Here is a 14,744-nt window from a genome sequence, read left to right on the forward strand (position 1 = left end):
GGTCCGCTGACGCCCGGCCGCCGGTGAGGGCCGGGGGTGGGGAGCGGTAGCGTCGGCGGTATGGACGGTGACGTGTTCGGGATCGGGGAGCTGCGGCGGCGGGTGCTTCAGGCGTGGGCGGCGTCGCCCGCGCGGTTCCGGGAGGACGCCAACGCCGAGGAGGAGCTGGCGCTTGGCGGCTACCGGGACCGGCTGGTGGTGGAGCTGGCGCAGAACGCCGCCGACGCCGCCGCCCGCGCCGGCGTGCCCGGCAGGCTGCGGCTCACGCTGCGGGACGGCACGCTGGTCGCCGCGAACACCGGGGCGCAGCTGGACGCGGCCGGAGTGGAGTCGCTGTCCACGCTGCGCGCGTCGGCCAAGCGGGACGCGGGCGGCGAGAGCGGCACCGTGGGCCGGTTCGGCGTCGGTTTCGCGGCCGTGCTGACCGTCAGCGACGAGCCCGCCGTCGTCAGCCACGGGGGCGGGGTGCGGTGGTCGCGTGCGGAGGCCCGCGAGGCGGCGGGCGAGCTGCCCCAGCTGGCCGATGAGCTGCGGCGGCGGGACGGGCACGTGCCGGTGCTGCGGCTGCCGCTGGCCGCCGAGGGCAGCGCGCCCGAGGGGTACGACACCGCCGTCGTCCTGCCGCTGCGGGACGCCGCCGCCCACGAGCTGGCCGAACGCCTGCTGCACGGCGTGGACGACGCGCTGCTGCTGGCCCTGCCCGGGCTGAGCGAGGTCGTCGTGGACACGGCCGCCCACGGGGTGCGCACGCTGACCCGGCGTCAGGACGGGCCGTACACCGTGATCGGGGACCGGCGCTGGCGGGTGGCGTCCGCGCACGGCACGCTCGACCCGGCCCTGCTCGCCGACCGCCCCGTGGAGGAACGCGCCCGCCCGCACTGGTCGGTGACGTGGGCGGTGCCCGTGGACACCGCCGGGGCACCGCAGCGGCCCGGCACCGCGCCCGTCGTGCACGCGCCCACCCCGACCGACGAGCCGCTGGGCCTGCCCGCGCTGCTGATCGCGACGTTCCCGCTGGAATCCACCCGCCGCCACACCGCGCCCGGCCCGCTCACCGACTTCCTCACCGAGCGCGCCGCCGACACCTACGCCGAGCTGCTGCGCGCGTGGCGCCCCGTCAGCCCCGGCGTCATCGACCTCGTCCCAGGACCGCTGGGCCGCGCCGCGCTGGACGGCGCCCTGCGCGCACGCCTGCTGCGGCAGCTGCCCGCGGTGCCGTTCCTGCCCAGCGCCCACGCCGCCGACGACCCCGACGACCCCGCCGACGAGCCGTACGCCCTGCGTCCGCGCGACGCGGAGCTGGTCGAGGGCGCGGGCCAGGACACCGTGGAGGTGCTGGCCGAGCTGTTCCCCAGCCTGCTGCCCGCCGGGCTGGAACGCCGCACCGAGCTGCGCGCGCTGGACGTGCCGCGCATCCCGCTGGGCGAGGTCATCGACCGGCTCGCGGGCATCGAACGCGACCCCGCCTGGTGGCACCGCCTGTACGACTCCCTCACCGGGGTGGACCCCGACCGCCTCACCGGCCTGCCCGTACCGCTCGCCGACGGCCGCACCACGATCGGCCCCCGCCACGTCCTGTTGCCGCTGCCCGACCTCGCGGATGCCGAGCGCCTCGCCCGCCTCGGCCTGAAGGTGGCGCACGCCGAGGCCGTACACCCACTGCTGGAGAAGCTGGGCGCCCTCCCGGCCACGCCGCGCGCGGTGCTCACCACGCCGCAGGTCCGCGCCGCCGTCGCCGCCTCGCTGGACGCCGACGAGCTGTGGGACGGAGCCGAAAACGGGGCCGGCCTGGACGCCGACGAGCTGGCCGACACCGTGCTCGGCCTCGTCCGCGACGCGGGCCTGGCCGTGGGCGACGAACCGTGGCTGGCCGCCCTCGCCCTGCCCGACGAAGACGGCGAACTGGCCCCGGCCGGTGAACTCCTCTACCCCGGCAGCGCCTTCGCCGCCGTCCTGCGCCCGGGCGAGGTGCCCGCCTGCGCCGCCGCCCTGGCCGAACGCTGGGGCGAGCACACGCTCGCCGCCGCCGGTGTGCTCGCCGCCTTCCCGCTGGTACGCGCCGCCGACGTCGTGCTCGACCCCGACGAGCTGGAACCGCGCGACACCGACTACGCCGAACCCGACGACGCCGGGCTGCTGGACGCCGTGGACGTGTGGTGCGAGGACATCCTCGACCAGCTCCCCGACACCCCCGTCCCGCCCGTCGCCACCGAACTGCTCGCCGTCCGCGACCTCGACCTGGTGGACGACGACCGCTGGCCGGGGGCGCTCGCCCTGCTCGCCCAGCCACCCCTGCGCGACGCGCTCACCACCCCGGTGCGCGTCCTGCTGCCCGACGGCACCGCCGAGTCCGTCCGCCCCTACACCGCCTGGTGGCTGCGCGGCCACCCCGTGCTCGACGGCCGCCGCCCCGCCGGACTGCGCGCCGCTGGCGGTGACCCGCTGCTCGCCGGGCTCTACGCGGAGGCCGACGCCAGCGGCTTCGACGACCCCGCGCTGCTGCACGCCCTCGGGGTGCGCACCTCGGCCGCCGCGCTGCTGGACGAGCCGGGCGGCGCCGCCGAACTGCTGGCCCGGCTCGCCGACCCGGACCTGTCCGTCCACCCCGCGCAGCTGCACGGCCTCTACACCCTGCTCGCCGGCCTCGACCCGGCCGAGGTGACGCTCCCCGATGAGCTGCGCGCCGTGGTGGACGGCGCCGTGCGCGTGGTGGACGCCGAGAGCGCGCTCGTCGCCGACGCCCCCGACCTGCTGCCCCTGGCCACCGGCCGCGCCCTGCTCCCGGTGCGCCCGGCACAGGCCGCGCGGCTGGCCACCGTGCTTGACGTCGGCTTGCTCAGCGAGGCGCTGCCCGCCCCCGTCCCCGCGGGCGGCACCGAACACGCCGTGCCGGAAGGGGTGCGCGCCCTGCTGGGTCCGGCGGCGCCGCGCAGCTACGTCGAGCACGACGAGCTGGTCATCGACGGGGTGGAGGTGCCGTGGCGGCTCACCCCGGGCGGGGAGCTGCACGCCGCCACGCTGGAGGGCGTCGCCGCGGGCCTGGCCTGGGCCGCGTCCGCCTGGCCGCGCCGGTTCGAGGTCGCCGCGCTGCTGGAGGACCCCGCCCGCACGGACGAGCTGGCGGCAGCGCGCTGGTTCGAGTAACCGGGCGGCCCCGGGCGCCCGGGCGCCCTTCCCGTGGGTGGCCCGGGCGTCGTCCGGCGGGGCAGGCAGGCGTGGACACGCGTCTCACCCCCCGGGACGGCGCCGTCAGCCACGGGGCGAGCCGCTAGGCTCACCCCGTGGCTGAGATCCAGATTCCCGCTGACATCAAGCCCGCCGACGGACGCTTCGGTTCGGGTCCCTCCAAGGTGCGGACCGAGGCGCTCAGCGCCCTGGCCGCCACCGGCACCTCCCTGCTGGGCACCTCCCACCGCCAGGCCCCGGTCAAGAACCTGGTCGGCCGGGTGCGCGAGGGCGTACGCGAGCTGTTCTCCCTGCCCGACGGCTACGAGGTGGTCCTGGGCAACGGCGGCTCCACCGCGTTCTGGGACATCGCGACGCACGGGCTGATCGAGAACACCTCCCAGCACCTGTCCTTCGGCGAGTTCTCCTCGAAGTTCGCCAAGGCCGCGCGCCTCGCGCCGTGGCTGGCGGAGCCGAGCGTCATCGAGTCCCCGGCGGGCACCCATCCCCAGGCGCGGGCCGAGGCGGGCGTGGACGTCTACGCGCTCACCCACAACGAGACCTCCACCGGCGTCGCCCTGCCGCTCAAGCGCGTGTCCGGTGCGGACGAGGGCGCGCTCGTCGTGGTGGACGCCACCTCCGGCGCGGGCGGCCTGCCCGTGGACATCGCCGAGACCGACGTCTACTACTTCGCCCCGCAGAAGTCCTTCGCCGCCGACGGCGGGCTGTGGCTCGCCGTGTTCTCCCCGGCCGCGCTGGAGCGCGCCGAGCGCATCGCCGCGTCCGGCCGCCACATCCCGGCCTTCTTCGACCTGCCGACGGCGATCGACAACTCGCGCAAGAACCAGACCTACAACACCCCGGCGCTGGCCACCCTGTTCCTGCTGGCCGACCAGCTCGACTGGATCAACGGCCAGGGCGGCCTGGACTGGGCCGTGCGCCGTACCGCCACCTCCGCACGCCACCTGTACGGCTGGGCGGAGGCGGCGAAGTACGCGTCGCCGTTCGTGGTGGACCCGGCGCAGCGCTCGCAGGTCGTCGGCACCATCGACTTCGCCGACGAGGTGGACGCAGCGGCCGTCGCCAAGGCGCTGCGCGCAAACGGCATCGTGGACACCGACCCGTACCGCAAGCTGGGCCGCAACCAGCTGCGGGTGGCCATGTTCCCCGCCGTCGAGCCGGACGACGTGCGGGCGCTGACGGCGTGCGTGGACTACGTCATCGACAAGCTCTGACAGCCCCCACCCCCGCGACGAGCCCGACCCACGATCCCCGCAGCTCCCTGGGCTCCTGCGCGGTGCGGGGATCGCCCCCACCCGGCCCGCCCGTGCGCCCGTCCCCACGGCGCGCTCGGGCTGTCAGGGCGGGCCTTCACCGCGCGTGCTTGCGGCGTCCGCGCAGGCCGAGCCACACCGCGAGGGCGATGGCGAGGACGGCGCCGCCGATGGCCACGGTGTCCCCGTCCACGTCCCGCCCCTCGCCGGAGCCAGCGCCGTCCCGGGCGGGACCGGTGCGCGCGGGGTCCTCGCCCGCGTCCCCGTCCGCACCCTCCGCCGCGGCCACCGGCAGCAGCTCGCCGGTCAGCTCCTTCGCGACGACCTCCGTGCCCGCGCCCTCGCTCCCGTACAGCAGGTGCCGCCCGTCCGGGGTGAAGGTGATCGCCTCCCCCTGCTGCTGGATCGGCACCGGGAGCCGCCCCAGCCGCTCGGGCGCGCCGTCCTCCCACGCGTACATCAGCGCGCCGAAGTAGCTGCGCACCGCGAGCCGGGTGCCGTCCGGTGAGAACGCGGCGTCGGTGGCCCACAGGCCGATGTCGGCGACGCGCTCGAACGTGTTGACGCCGTCCGCCGACAGCGACTGTGGCCCCGCGTACAGCCCGTCACCGCCCTCCGTCTTGCCGACGATGTACACCCGCCCCGTGAGCGGGTGTACCGCCAGCGACTCGGCGTCCCGCGCGCCGTCCGCGTACCGCACGGTGTGGACTTCCGGCTCGATGGTGGTGTCCGCCAGCTGCTCCGGCTCGGCGAACCGGTAGATCCACACGTGCGGCCACGTGCCGCCGAGGTTGTCGCCGATGTCGCCTACGTAGAGGTCACCGTCCGGGCCGACGGACACCGCCTCCAGGTCACGCCCCTCGACGCCCGTCAGCGTCACCGTCGCCAGCGTATGGCCGGTCTCACCGTCCACCGCGAACAGCTGCGCCTGGTTCGCGCTGTCGTTGTGCGTCCAGTACACCCCGGGGTGCGTCCGGCTGGCCGCGAGCCCGCTGCTCTCCACGATGGCCGGGTCCCGCAAGACGAACCCCGGCCCGCCCTCGTCGGCCACCGCGCTGCCCGCCGCCCCGAGCACCAGCCCGACCCCGATCCCCGCCACCCGTGTCCACATGCCCCCAGCCTGCCATCCGCCGCCCCACCGCCTGCGCAGGGGCGGCGGATAGCAACTGGGGGAGCGGAACCTCTGGGGCGGGGGCAGCCGAGGGCAACAGAAGTACGAGTTCCGGATGCGCGGCGGCGCCTTGCCGCTTCACGTCTAGGTTGATTTGACTTGTCATGTCAAGTAGTCATTGACTTACACTCGTGAAGTACCGGGATCTCGTCAGGAAGATCAGAGAGCGCGCGAAAGCCGAGGATGTGGTGCTTGACATGCTGCGGCAGAAGGGAAGCCACACCAGGTGTGGCGCTGTGGCGGAACGTCAGTCGTCATTCCCAAGCACACCGAGATCAACGAGCTGACCGCGCAGAGCATCTGCGAGGCGTTGGAAGCCGAACTGGGCGAGGGATGGTGGCGGTGAGCGGGTATCGGGTCACGGCACGGAGAACCGGTGACTGGTGGGCCTTGGAGGTTCCGGAACTGCCGGGCGTTTTCACTCAGGCCAAACGTCTTGACCAGGCGGAAACCGTGGCGAGCGAAGCCATCGCGGTGATGCTGGATGTCGCCCCCGGCGACGTGCGCGTGGAGGTGGAGCCGGTGCTGTCGCGCGACGCGCGGGAAGCGCTGGCGCATCTGGCGGCGGCCCGGGCGGCCGCGGCGGATGCCGTCGTGGGGGAGAAATCCGCCGCGCTGGAGGCGGCCGCCGTGTTGACGCGTGAGCTGAGCCAGCGTGATGCGGGCCGGCTGCTGGGCGTTTCCTTCCAGCGGGTCTCCCAGTTGCTCAAGGAGCGTGCGGCTCAGACAGCGCAGGAGCACGGTGTGCTCCCAGCGCGACGCCGCTCTGGCAGCGGACCCGGGCACGAGCCAGGCGGGGGCCGGGCCGCCGCCTGAGTCCGGTGCCCGGGGGCGAAAGCCGGGGACGCTGCGAGATGCTGAGGTGAGGTGATCCGCGAGTCCATCGGTACCGCGCTCCCCACACGGCCAGTGCGTGGAGCGCGGGTGGCGGCGCCCACGTCGAGCTTGATGGCGTCGCGGACGGTGTCCTCCTCCTCGGGTGCGTGAGCGGCATCACGCCCCAGGTCACAGCGGTGGCCCGGCAGAATGTGCCGGTGCGCTACATGACGGTCGGGGACTCGATGACCATCGGTGCCGCCGGTGACTACACCTGGCGCTACCGCCTCTGGCAGCACCTGAGCGGCCTCGGCCCGGTGGAGTTCACCGGCCCGCACTCCGCGCTGCACGAGGGCTCGCCGGCCTACGGTGACCCGGCGTTCCCCGCCGCCGCGCGCCGCCACCTCGCCGGCTGGGGCGAGGGCTGGCTGCACCACGCCCCGCGCATCGGTGACGCGGTGGCCCGATACGCACCGGACGTCCTGCTCATATCGCTCGGCCTGATCGACCTCGGCTTCTATACCTGCCCCGAGCAGACCCTGGCCAACGCGCACCGTTTCCTCGCCGCCGCCCGCGCCGCCCGGCCCTCGGTGCGCGCGGTGCTGCTGCCGGTGATCCCCAACGTGCGCGCCGCCACCGACGCCCCCTTCGCCGCCCAGGTGTCCCACTTCAACGCGCTGCTGGCCGGAGCCGTCGCGGAGCTGACGACCCCGGCTTCCCCGCTGGTGCTCGCGGTGCCGCCCACCGACTGGGACCTCACCCGCGACACCTACGACGGCACCCACCCCTCGGCCCCCGGCGAACACCGTCTCGCCGCCGCCTTCGCCGACGCGCTGCACACCGCGTGGTCCCTCGGTGCCCCCTACCCCGCCCCGCTCGCGGCACAGGTGTGAGTCGAACGCGTTTGCGCTCCGCCCGTGACCTGGACGCTGTGCGTATCGTTGTACCGCGCGGCTGTCCCCGCCTTCCGAGGGCAGCGGGGAGGAGCGCCACGGTGACCATCGCACTGCACGACGACAGGACCGACATGGCCGACGGCGACGATCTCAGCCTGGACGAGCTGTTCGAGCGGCTTGAGCGCATGCCCGTCCCCGAGGGGTACAAGGTCGAGATTGTCGAGGGGATCGTCTACATGTCGCCGCAGCGGCCGAACCACTGGGACCTTATCTTCGAGATCAGCTCCCAACTGGACGCGCGATACGCGCGTAAGCGCATCAAGTCAGACGTGCGCATCGACTTCCCCGGCCACCAGAACGGCTTCGCATCCGACGTCACGGTGCTCCGGGAAGGTGTGGCTATCACGCCCTCCGCCCGGTACCGGCACGAAGACGTCGAGTTTGTCGCCGAGGTGATCTCCAAAGGTACGGGCGCCAACGACTACGGCCCCAAGAATCGCGCCTATGCCGCCGCCGGGGTGCCCGTTTACCTGATCGTCGATCCCTATGCCGGCCGCTGCCACGTCTATACCCAGCCCAAAGACGTTGGCTACGGCAGTCAGCTGACCATTGACTTCGGTATCGACATCGACCTCACCGACACGGTCGTCGGCATCACCCTCACCACGGACGCCTTCGCGCGGGACTGAGATGGCGTACGGCCGGTGCCGCGTGCTTGCCTGGAGTGGGCTCCAAGGCGTTGGCTGGGCGGCATGGAGTACACACAGCTGGGCCGCACGGGGCTCAAGGTCAGTCGGCTGGTGCTGGGCACCATGAACTTCGGGCCGCAGACGGACGAGGCGGCCGCACACGAGATCATGAACGCCGCGCTGCACGCGGGCGTCAACTTCTTCGACACCGCCAACGTCTACGGGTGGGGCGAGAACAAGGGCCGGACGGAGGAGATCATCGGCTCCTGGTTCGCCGGCGGGATGGACCGGCGCGAGAGGGTCGTCCTGGCCACCAAGGTGTACGGCAACATGAACGTGGACGGGCAGAACTGGCCGAACCACGACCGGCTGTCGGCGGTCAACATCCGCCGGGCCGTGGACGCGAGCCTCAAGCGGCTGCGTACCGACTACATCGACCTCTACCAGTTCCACCACGTTGACCGGCGCACGCCGTGGGAGGAGATCTGGCAGGCGATCGACGTGCTGGTGCAGCAGGGGAAGATCCTGTACGCCGGGTCGTCCAACCACGCCGGGTGGCACATCGCGCGGGCCAACGAGACGGCGGCGCGGCGCGGCAGCCTGGGCCTGGTGAGCGAACAGTGCCTGTACAACCTGGCCGAACGGCGCGCCGAGATGGAGGTCATCCCGGCCGCGCGGGCCTACGGGCTCGGCGTCATCCCGTGGTCGCCGCTGCACGGCGGGCTGCTGGGCGGGGCGCTGCGCAAGGAGCAGGCGGGCGGCGCGGCGCGCTCGGCGTCCGGCCGGTCAGCGGACGCGCTGCGGAACACCGCGATCCGCGAACAGGTGCGGGCGTACGAGAACCTGCTGGACCAGCACGGGCTGGAGCCCGGCGAGACCGCGCTGGCCTGGCTGCTGACGCGGCCGGGGGTCACGGGGCCGATCGTCGGCCCGCGTACCCGGGAGCAACTGGAGTCGGCGTTGCGCGCGGTGGAGCTGGAACTCGGTGCGGAGGTGCTGACGGCGCTGGACGATATCTTTCCGGGGCCGGGTCCGTCCCCGGAGGCGTTCGCCTGGTAGCCGCCGTCCCGGGAGCGCCCCGGCACGAGTCCGCCGGTAGGGGCCACGACGCGGGCGGGCGGGACGCGCGGCGGCTCGTCCGGCGGCTACGCGCCGATGACCGCGACGGCGGCGACGACCGCGAGCAGGAGCAGCAGCGCGGCGCTGACGACGAGCTTGCGGGTCTTGGCGTTCACGGCGTCCACGGTAGCCGGTCGGCCGGGCGGCCGAGCGGCCAGTGGGACACGGCCTCGTAGCGCGGCTGTTCGCCGGGGATGCCGGAGTGGGGGAGGTGGCTGCGGACGAGGGTGAGGGTGTCCGCGCGCCAGGGCGGTGAGGTGAGCGGGGCGAGCGCGTCCGCGAACGGGGCGAGCCGCGCACCCCGCGCGCGGGCCAGGGTCAGGTGCGGGGTGTAGCGGGCGGGCCCGGCGTCCGGGTGGCGACCGGCACCCACCCGGCGTCCGGCCGCACGGGCGGCGGCGGCCAGGTGCGCCAAGTCGGCCAGGGCGCCGTCCTCGGTCTCGGTGATGCCCGCCCACAGCGCCCGGTCGGCGAACCGGCCGCCCCCGTGCAGGCGCAGCCCCAGCGGGTGCCCGCGCCGCGCCGCCCGCTCCAGGCGGGTGCCCAGTCCGGGGACGTCGGCGTCGGGCACCTCGCCGTAGAACGCGAGCGTGACGTGCCACCCGGCGGCGTGCGCCCAGCGCAGCGCGTCCGCGTCGGGCAGCGCGTGCAGGGCGCGCACCTCGGCGGTGAGCGCGGCCACGACCTCGCGCGGGGGCAGCAGGGCCGCGAACAGCCTCATCGCGCGCCCCCGCCGACGCCGGCCGGGGCGGGCCGGTCCGAGCGGGCGGGCCGGTCCGAGGTGGCAGGCCGGTCCGAGGTGGCGGGCCGGGCGGACGGCGGGCTGGCCAACGCCGCACCGGACGGGACCGGCAGGGGCTCCCGCGCCTGATCCAGCTCCCCCGCCGCCTGCCCCGCACGTGGCACGAACGTCACCACGCGGCGGCCCCGGCGCACGTCCACGCTCAGCCGCAGCCCGGCCGTGCGGGCCAGCAGCAGACCGACGACGGCGGAGGCCAGCACGGCGATCAGCCCGCCCGCGAGCATGCCGACGCGGGGGCCGAAGGCGTCGGTGATCCAGCCCATGATCGGGCCGCCGATCGGTGTGCCGCCCATAAAGACCATCATGTACAGGCTCATCACCCGGCCGCGCATGGCGGGGTCGGTGGCCAGCTGGACGCTGCTGTTCGCGGTGACGTTGAACGTCATGCCCAGCATGCCGACCGCCACCATCAGCGCGGCGAACGCGACGAACCACGGGGTCAGCGCGGCCGCCGACAGCAGCAGCCCGAACACGGCGGCGGCGCCGATCAGCAGCCGCATGCGCGCGGTGGCGCGGCGGGCGGCGAGCAGGGCCCCGGTCAGCGAGCCGAGCGCCATCAGCACGTTGAACAGGCCGTAGGTGCCCGCTCCCTCGTGGAAGACCTTGTCGGTGAACGCCGTCAGCCAGATGGGGAAGTTGAACGCGAATGTGCCGATGAAGCCGACGAGCACGATCGGCCAGATCAGTTCCGGACGGCTGCGCACGTACCGCAGGCCCTCGCGCAGCTGGCCCTTGCCGCGTCCGGCCGGTGCGGCGGGCGTCAGCTCGGCGGTGCGCATGAGCAGTAGCGCGGTGATGGGGGCGAGGAAGGACAGGCCGTTGATCAGGAACGCCCACCCGCTGCCCGCCGTGGCGATGAGCACACCGGCGACGGCCGGTCCGATCAGCCGCGCGGACTGGAAGTTCGCCGAGTTCAGCGAGACGGCGTTGCGCAGCTGCGCCGGGCCGACCAGCTCGGAGACGAAGGTCTGCCGCGCCGGGTTGTCCACGACGGTGACCAGGCCGAGCGCGAAGGCGAGCGCGTAGACGTGCCCTACCTGCACGGAGCCCGACAGCGTCAGCGCGGCGAGCGCGAGACCGGTCAGGCCCATCGTGGACTGGGTGATCAGCAGCAGCTTGCGTTTGCCGTAGCGGTCGGCGAGCACGCCGCCGTACAGCCCGAACAGCAGCAGCGGAAGGAATTGCAGGGCGACGGTGAGACCGACGGCGGTGGCCGAGCCGGTGAGGCTGTGGACGAGCCAGTCCTGCGCGATGCGCTGCATCCACGTGCCGGTGTTCGACACCAGCTGACCGGAGGCGAAGAGGCGGTAGTTGCGCACGCGCAGCGAGCTGAACATCGAGGTCTCGTGGCGCGCGCCGGTAGCGGTCGCGCTGGACGCGGCGGTCGCGCTGGACGCGGCGGTCGCGCTGGACGCGGCGGACGCGCTCGCGGCGCCGTGGACGTTCGCGACGGCCCCAGGGGCCGTGGTGGGCGCCGGGGCGGGGTCGGTGGTGGTGGGTGGGGTGCGTTCGTTCGGTGCGGGTGCGGAGTGTGCTCCGGGTCCCGGACTCAAGTGGCGTCGCCTCCTCGTCGTCGTCTCCTTACCGGCCTTCACCGGCTCCTTCACAGGTGCGCGAGCTTCTCCAGTACGGGCGCGGCCTCGCGCAGCTTCGCCCACTCCTCCTCGTCGAGCCCGCCGGCCAGCTCGGCCAGCCAGTGGTTCCGCTTCTCCCGCGCGACGGCGAGCACGGACTCGGCCTGCTCGGTCTGGGTCACGATCTTCTGCCGCCGGTCCTCGGGGTGCGGGTCCAGCCGGACGAGCCCCTTGGCCTCCAGCATGGCCACGATGCGCGTCATCGACGGCGGCCGCACATGTTCCCGCCGGGCCAGTTCGCCGGGCGAGGCCGCTCCGCACCGGGCGAGGGTGCCGAGCACGGACATCTCGGTCGGACTCAGCGACTCGTCGGCCCGCTGGTGTTTCAGGCGGCGGGACAGCCGCATGACCGCCGTGCGCAGGGCGTTGACGGCGACGGCGTCCGCGCCGCTGGACAGATCAGGCATGTTGTTAGCTTAACTCATTACCTCGTCTAACAACTACGGGGGTTGTCGTCTTCCCTGTCACACGTTTGGGTGAGTTCACACGGAAAGACGGATGATCGTTTCGACGCGCCCGGGACCGTGGAGGCATGACCCCGGACGTGTCGCAAGTCCTCACCCTCCGGATGGACGCCGCCCTCCTGGGCCGCATCACCCAGCACGCCGCGCGCCGCCGCATGAGCGTGCAGGACTACGTCGTGCGCCTCCTCGTCCGCGACGACTTCGACGAGCGCTTCCACTCCGCGGTGGAACGCACCCAGCGCTTCTACGCCCGCGCCGACGCCCCGCCTGCCCCACCCGCCGACGCCCCGCCCGCCCCCGCCGACGCCCCGCCCCACTCACCCGGCGCTGCCTGACCGGCGCCCACGCGCCAGCGACAGCGACACGCCCCCGTCCGGCACACCCCCGCCGTCCGACCGGTGGCAGGCCCGTGCGACAACACTGATCCGCTGTTGAAGAGGCTCTGACAGGGATTTGTGAATCGTCTGATTGTTTCCCAAATATCAGGCTGGCTATCGTTCGACGCGTTGGGGAGCGGGCACGCGGCAATTTTTCTGACGTGAGTTTGCCATGCCCGGAATACGCACGGAATGACGTGCCGCCGTCTTGCGCAGGGCGATGGCTGGGGCACGGAACCTCCGGATAATGACGCCGGGAGGCGACATGATCGGACGCCGCCAATTCCTCACCACGGCCGGGGCCGCCGCGGTGGTCGTCGGTTTCGACCCGCTCGGGCGCACCTGGGTCACGGAGGCGGAGGCGGCGACGGGGCCGTCGTTCGCCGCCGCGCCCCGGCTGGACGGTGAGCTGGCGCTCGACCGGGGGTCTTGCGAGGCGGTCACCACCGACCTGGGCAACATCGTCCATCAACGGCCGTGCGCGGTGCTGCGCCCCGGGTCCGCCGGTGACATCGCCAGAATGATCCGCTTCTGCCGCGCCCACCGCATCGAAGTGGCCCCCCGGGGCCAGGCGCACACCACCTACGGCCAGGGCCTCACCGACGGGCTGCTCATCGAGAACCGGCACCTGAACCGCATCCACACGCTCGGCCCGCGCACCGCCGAAGTGGACGCCGGAATCCACTGGATGGAGCTGACCAAGGCCGCCTACGAGCACGCGCCCCGGCTCACTCCGCCCGTCCTCACCGGCTACACCCAGCTGACCGTGGGCGGCACGCTCTCCGTGGGCGGCATCGGCGGCATGGTCGGCGGCCTGCGCACCGGGCTCCAGGTGGACCACGTGCGGGAGCTGGAGGTGGTCACCGGGACCGGCGCGGTCGAGCGCTGCTCGCGGGACCGCAAGCCCGACCTCTTCGAGGCGGTGCTCGGCGGGCTCGGCCAGTGCGGCGTCATCACCAAGGCCGTCATCGACCTCGTCCCCGCACCGGAACGCGCGCGCACGTATCTGCTCCGGTACACCGACAACGCCGTGTTCTTCCGCGACCTCCGCACGCTCCTCGACCGCCCCGGCATCGACCACGTCTACGCCGAATTCACCGCGCCGGACCCGACGCCCACCTACACACTGCACGCGACGGCGTTCTACGACCGCCCCGGGACGCCGAACGACACAGCCATCGTGAGCGGCCTGTCCGCCGCGCCGGAAATCAACGACACGGGTTATCTGGACTACGTGTTCACCATTGACGAGGCCATCGACTCCTTGCGGGAAACGGTGGACTGGGACAGCTTCGTCAAGCCGTGGTTCGACGTCTGGATACCCGGCTCCGCCATCGAGGACTACCTCGCCGACGTCATGACGACGCTCACCCCGCGCGACATCGGCCCCTACGGCGCCGGACTGATCTACCCGCAACGCCGCTCCCACACCAGCCGCACCTACCCCCGGCTGCCCGCACCAGACGGCTCGCCGTGGGCGTACGTCGTTGACATCAACACCGTGGCCAGCACGCCCGGCCCAGACCCGGCGTTCGCCGAGGAGATGCTGCGGCGCAACGAGCGGCTCTACACCCGCATGCGGGAACGCCACGGCGGCACGCTGTACCCGATCGGCTCGGTGCCGTTCACCCCGCGCGACTGGCGCGCCCACTACGGCACTACCTGGCCCGCCCTCCGCGCCGCTAAACGCCGCTACGACCCGGCCCACATCCTCACCCCGGGTCCGGGCATCTTCCGCCAGCCCTGACCCCAGCCCGGCTCACCAGACGGCAGCGCGGAAACGCGGAAACGCGGAAACGCGGCATCGCCGCCTGCCGCGCCGCCCTGCGCGCCTCCGGCACGGCCTGCCGCGCCCCGCGCAACCGACACCGGTGAGGCGGACGCGGAGGGCGGGCAGTGGCGGCCCCGACCGCCGTTCCGCCCGCCGCCACGCGCGGGCATGACCCCCACCCGCACGGTCGCCCCAGCCTCGGGACCGGCGGGAACGGGGTTCTCGCTACGCTGGTGCGGTAGCGGTGGCGGTACGGAAGGACGCGGTGGGGTCATGCGGCTGAGTCGGTGGTTGGACGGGCGGCACCAGGCCCCCGAGCCGCTGGAGGGCAACGTGGTGCTGACGGTCACCGTCGGCACCGTGACCTGGTTCGCGCTGTTCCTCGTCCAGGTGCCGTTCTACGCCTGGTATGCCGACCGCGGGCACGCGTGGTGGATCTGGACCTGCCTGGCCGGAGGCGGCCTGGGCCTCGTCGGCCTGTGGTACGTCCGGGCCCGGGAGGCGGCCATCCGGCGGGCGGAGGAGCGGCGGCGCGAGCCACCACGGTGACGCCCGGGCGGCCCCGG

General features: G+C 73.6%; 13 protein-coding genes. 9 read left to right on the plus strand and 4 right to left on the minus strand.

The window, feature by feature from the left end:
* Nucleotides 1-60: 60 nt before the first annotated feature.
* Nucleotides 61-3,144 (plus strand): sacsin N-terminal ATP-binding-like domain-containing protein, encoded by a 3,084-nt coding sequence (locus JJV70_RS04340; RefSeq protein WP_219046344.1) that lies wholly within the window; start codon nucleotides 61-63, stop codon nucleotides 3,142-3,144.
* A 137-nt stretch (nucleotides 3,145-3,281) separates the two neighbouring features.
* The gene (gene serC, locus JJV70_RS04345; protein ID WP_219046345.1) at nucleotides 3,282-4,400 is read left to right on the plus strand and encodes a phosphoserine transaminase; all 1,119 of its coding nucleotides are present in this window, start codon (nucleotides 3,282-3,284) and stop codon (nucleotides 4,398-4,400) included.
* A gap of 136 nt (nucleotides 4,401-4,536) precedes the next feature.
* On the opposite strand, the gene JJV70_RS04350 is transcribed toward serC, so the two are convergent.
* Nucleotides 4,537-5,550: an esterase-like activity of phytase family protein gene (locus tag JJV70_RS04350; protein ID WP_219046346.1), complete on the minus strand. Its 1,014-nt coding sequence runs from the start codon at nucleotides 5,548-5,550 to the stop codon at nucleotides 4,537-4,539.
* 402 nt (nucleotides 5,551-5,952) lie between these two features.
* Here JJV70_RS04350 and JJV70_RS04355 point away from each other — a divergent pair, with 402 nt between their 5' ends.
* The 4 genes from JJV70_RS04355 to JJV70_RS04370 all read left to right on the plus strand — a co-directional run bounded on the left by JJV70_RS04355 (nucleotide 5,953) and on the right by JJV70_RS04370 (nucleotide 9,070).
* Entirely contained in the window at nucleotides 5,953-6,426 is a 474-nt protein-coding gene (locus JJV70_RS04355; RefSeq protein ID WP_219046347.1) for a type II toxin-antitoxin system HicB family antitoxin, read from the plus strand.
* A 167-nt stretch (nucleotides 6,427-6,593) separates the two neighbouring features.
* A complete protein-coding gene (locus JJV70_RS04360) occupies nucleotides 6,594-7,319 on the plus strand; it encodes a GDSL-type esterase/lipase family protein (RefSeq protein ID WP_374227246.1) in 726 nt (241 codons plus the stop codon).
* Between the two features lie 101 nt (nucleotides 7,320-7,420).
* Nucleotides 7,421-8,011, plus strand: a complete 591-nt coding sequence (locus JJV70_RS04365; protein ID WP_308294676.1) for a Uma2 family endonuclease — start codon at nucleotides 7,421-7,423, stop codon at nucleotides 8,009-8,011.
* A gap of 63 nt (nucleotides 8,012-8,074) precedes the next feature.
* A complete protein-coding gene (locus tag JJV70_RS04370; RefSeq protein WP_219046348.1) occupies nucleotides 8,075-9,070 on the plus strand; it encodes an aldo/keto reductase in 996 nt (331 codons plus the stop codon).
* Between the two features lie 172 nt (nucleotides 9,071-9,242).
* Here JJV70_RS04370 and thpR read toward each other — a convergent pair whose 3' ends face one another.
* The 3 genes from thpR to JJV70_RS04385 are packed head-to-tail and all read right to left on the minus strand — an operon-like array spanning nucleotide 9,243 to nucleotide 11,973.
* Nucleotides 9,243-9,851 carry an RNA 2',3'-cyclic phosphodiesterase gene (gene thpR, locus JJV70_RS04375; protein ID WP_219046349.1) on the minus strand — a complete coding sequence of 203 codons (609 nt, stop codon included), beginning with the start codon at nucleotides 9,849-9,851 and terminating at the stop codon, nucleotides 9,243-9,245.
* Nucleotides 9,848-11,485, minus strand: a complete 1,638-nt coding sequence (locus JJV70_RS04380) for an MFS transporter (RefSeq protein WP_219046350.1) — start codon at nucleotides 11,483-11,485, stop codon at nucleotides 9,848-9,850. The genes thpR and JJV70_RS04380 overlap by 4 nt, the downstream gene beginning before the upstream one ends.
* Before the next feature lie 50 nt (nucleotides 11,486-11,535).
* On the minus strand, nucleotides 11,536-11,973 hold the full coding sequence (locus JJV70_RS04385; RefSeq protein ID WP_219046351.1) for a MarR family winged helix-turn-helix transcriptional regulator: 438 nt from the start codon (nucleotides 11,971-11,973) through the stop codon (nucleotides 11,536-11,538).
* A 125-nt stretch (nucleotides 11,974-12,098) separates the two neighbouring features.
* On the opposite strand from JJV70_RS04385, the gene JJV70_RS04390 reads away from it, so the two are divergent.
* The 3 genes from JJV70_RS04390 to JJV70_RS04400 all read left to right on the plus strand — a co-directional run bounded on the left by JJV70_RS04390 (nucleotide 12,099) and on the right by JJV70_RS04400 (nucleotide 14,727).
* On the plus strand, nucleotides 12,099-12,365 hold the full coding sequence (locus tag JJV70_RS04390) for a hypothetical protein (protein ID WP_219046352.1): 267 nt from the start codon (nucleotides 12,099-12,101) through the stop codon (nucleotides 12,363-12,365).
* A 307-nt stretch (nucleotides 12,366-12,672) separates the two neighbouring features.
* Nucleotides 12,673-14,154, plus strand: coding sequence for an FAD-binding protein (locus tag JJV70_RS04395; RefSeq protein WP_219046353.1), 1,482 nt, complete (start codon nucleotides 12,673-12,675; stop codon nucleotides 14,152-14,154).
* Between the two features lie 297 nt (nucleotides 14,155-14,451).
* Entirely contained in the window at nucleotides 14,452-14,727 is a 276-nt protein-coding gene (locus JJV70_RS04400) for a DUF2530 domain-containing protein (RefSeq protein ID WP_219046354.1), read from the plus strand.
* Nucleotides 14,728-14,744: the final 17 nt, after the last annotated feature.

The sequence above is a fragment of the Streptomyces sp. JJ66 genome, assembly GCF_019303495.1.
In the GTDB taxonomy this organism is placed as follows: domain Bacteria; phylum Actinomycetota; class Actinomycetes; order Streptomycetales; family Streptomycetaceae; genus Streptomyces.

Bases quoted from the DNA above. Each gene is read 5' to 3' on its own strand.
- JJV70_RS04340 (WP_219046344.1), top strand. From the start codon at position 61: ATGGACGGTGACGTGTTCGGGATCGGGGAGCTGCGGCGGCGGGTGCTT.
- JJV70_RS04350 (WP_219046346.1), bottom strand. From the start codon at position 5,550: ATGTGGACACGGGTGGCGGGGATCGGGGTCGGGCTGGTGCTCGGGGCG.
- JJV70_RS04370 (WP_219046348.1), top strand. From the start codon at position 8,075: ATGGAGTACACACAGCTGGGCCGCACGGGGCTCAAGGTCAGTCGGCTG.
- thpR (WP_219046349.1), bottom strand. From the start codon at position 9,851: ATGAGGCTGTTCGCGGCCCTGCTGCCCCCGCGCGAGGTCGTGGCCGCG.
- JJV70_RS04385 (WP_219046351.1), bottom strand. From the start codon at position 11,973: ATGCCTGATCTGTCCAGCGGCGCGGACGCCGTCGCCGTCAACGCCCTG.
- JJV70_RS04390 (WP_219046352.1), top strand. From the start codon at position 12,099: ATGACCCCGGACGTGTCGCAAGTCCTCACCCTCCGGATGGACGCCGCC.
- JJV70_RS04395 (WP_219046353.1), top strand. From the start codon at position 12,673: ATGATCGGACGCCGCCAATTCCTCACCACGGCCGGGGCCGCCGCGGTG.
- JJV70_RS04400 (WP_219046354.1), top strand. From the start codon at position 14,452: ATGCGGCTGAGTCGGTGGTTGGACGGGCGGCACCAGGCCCCCGAGCCG.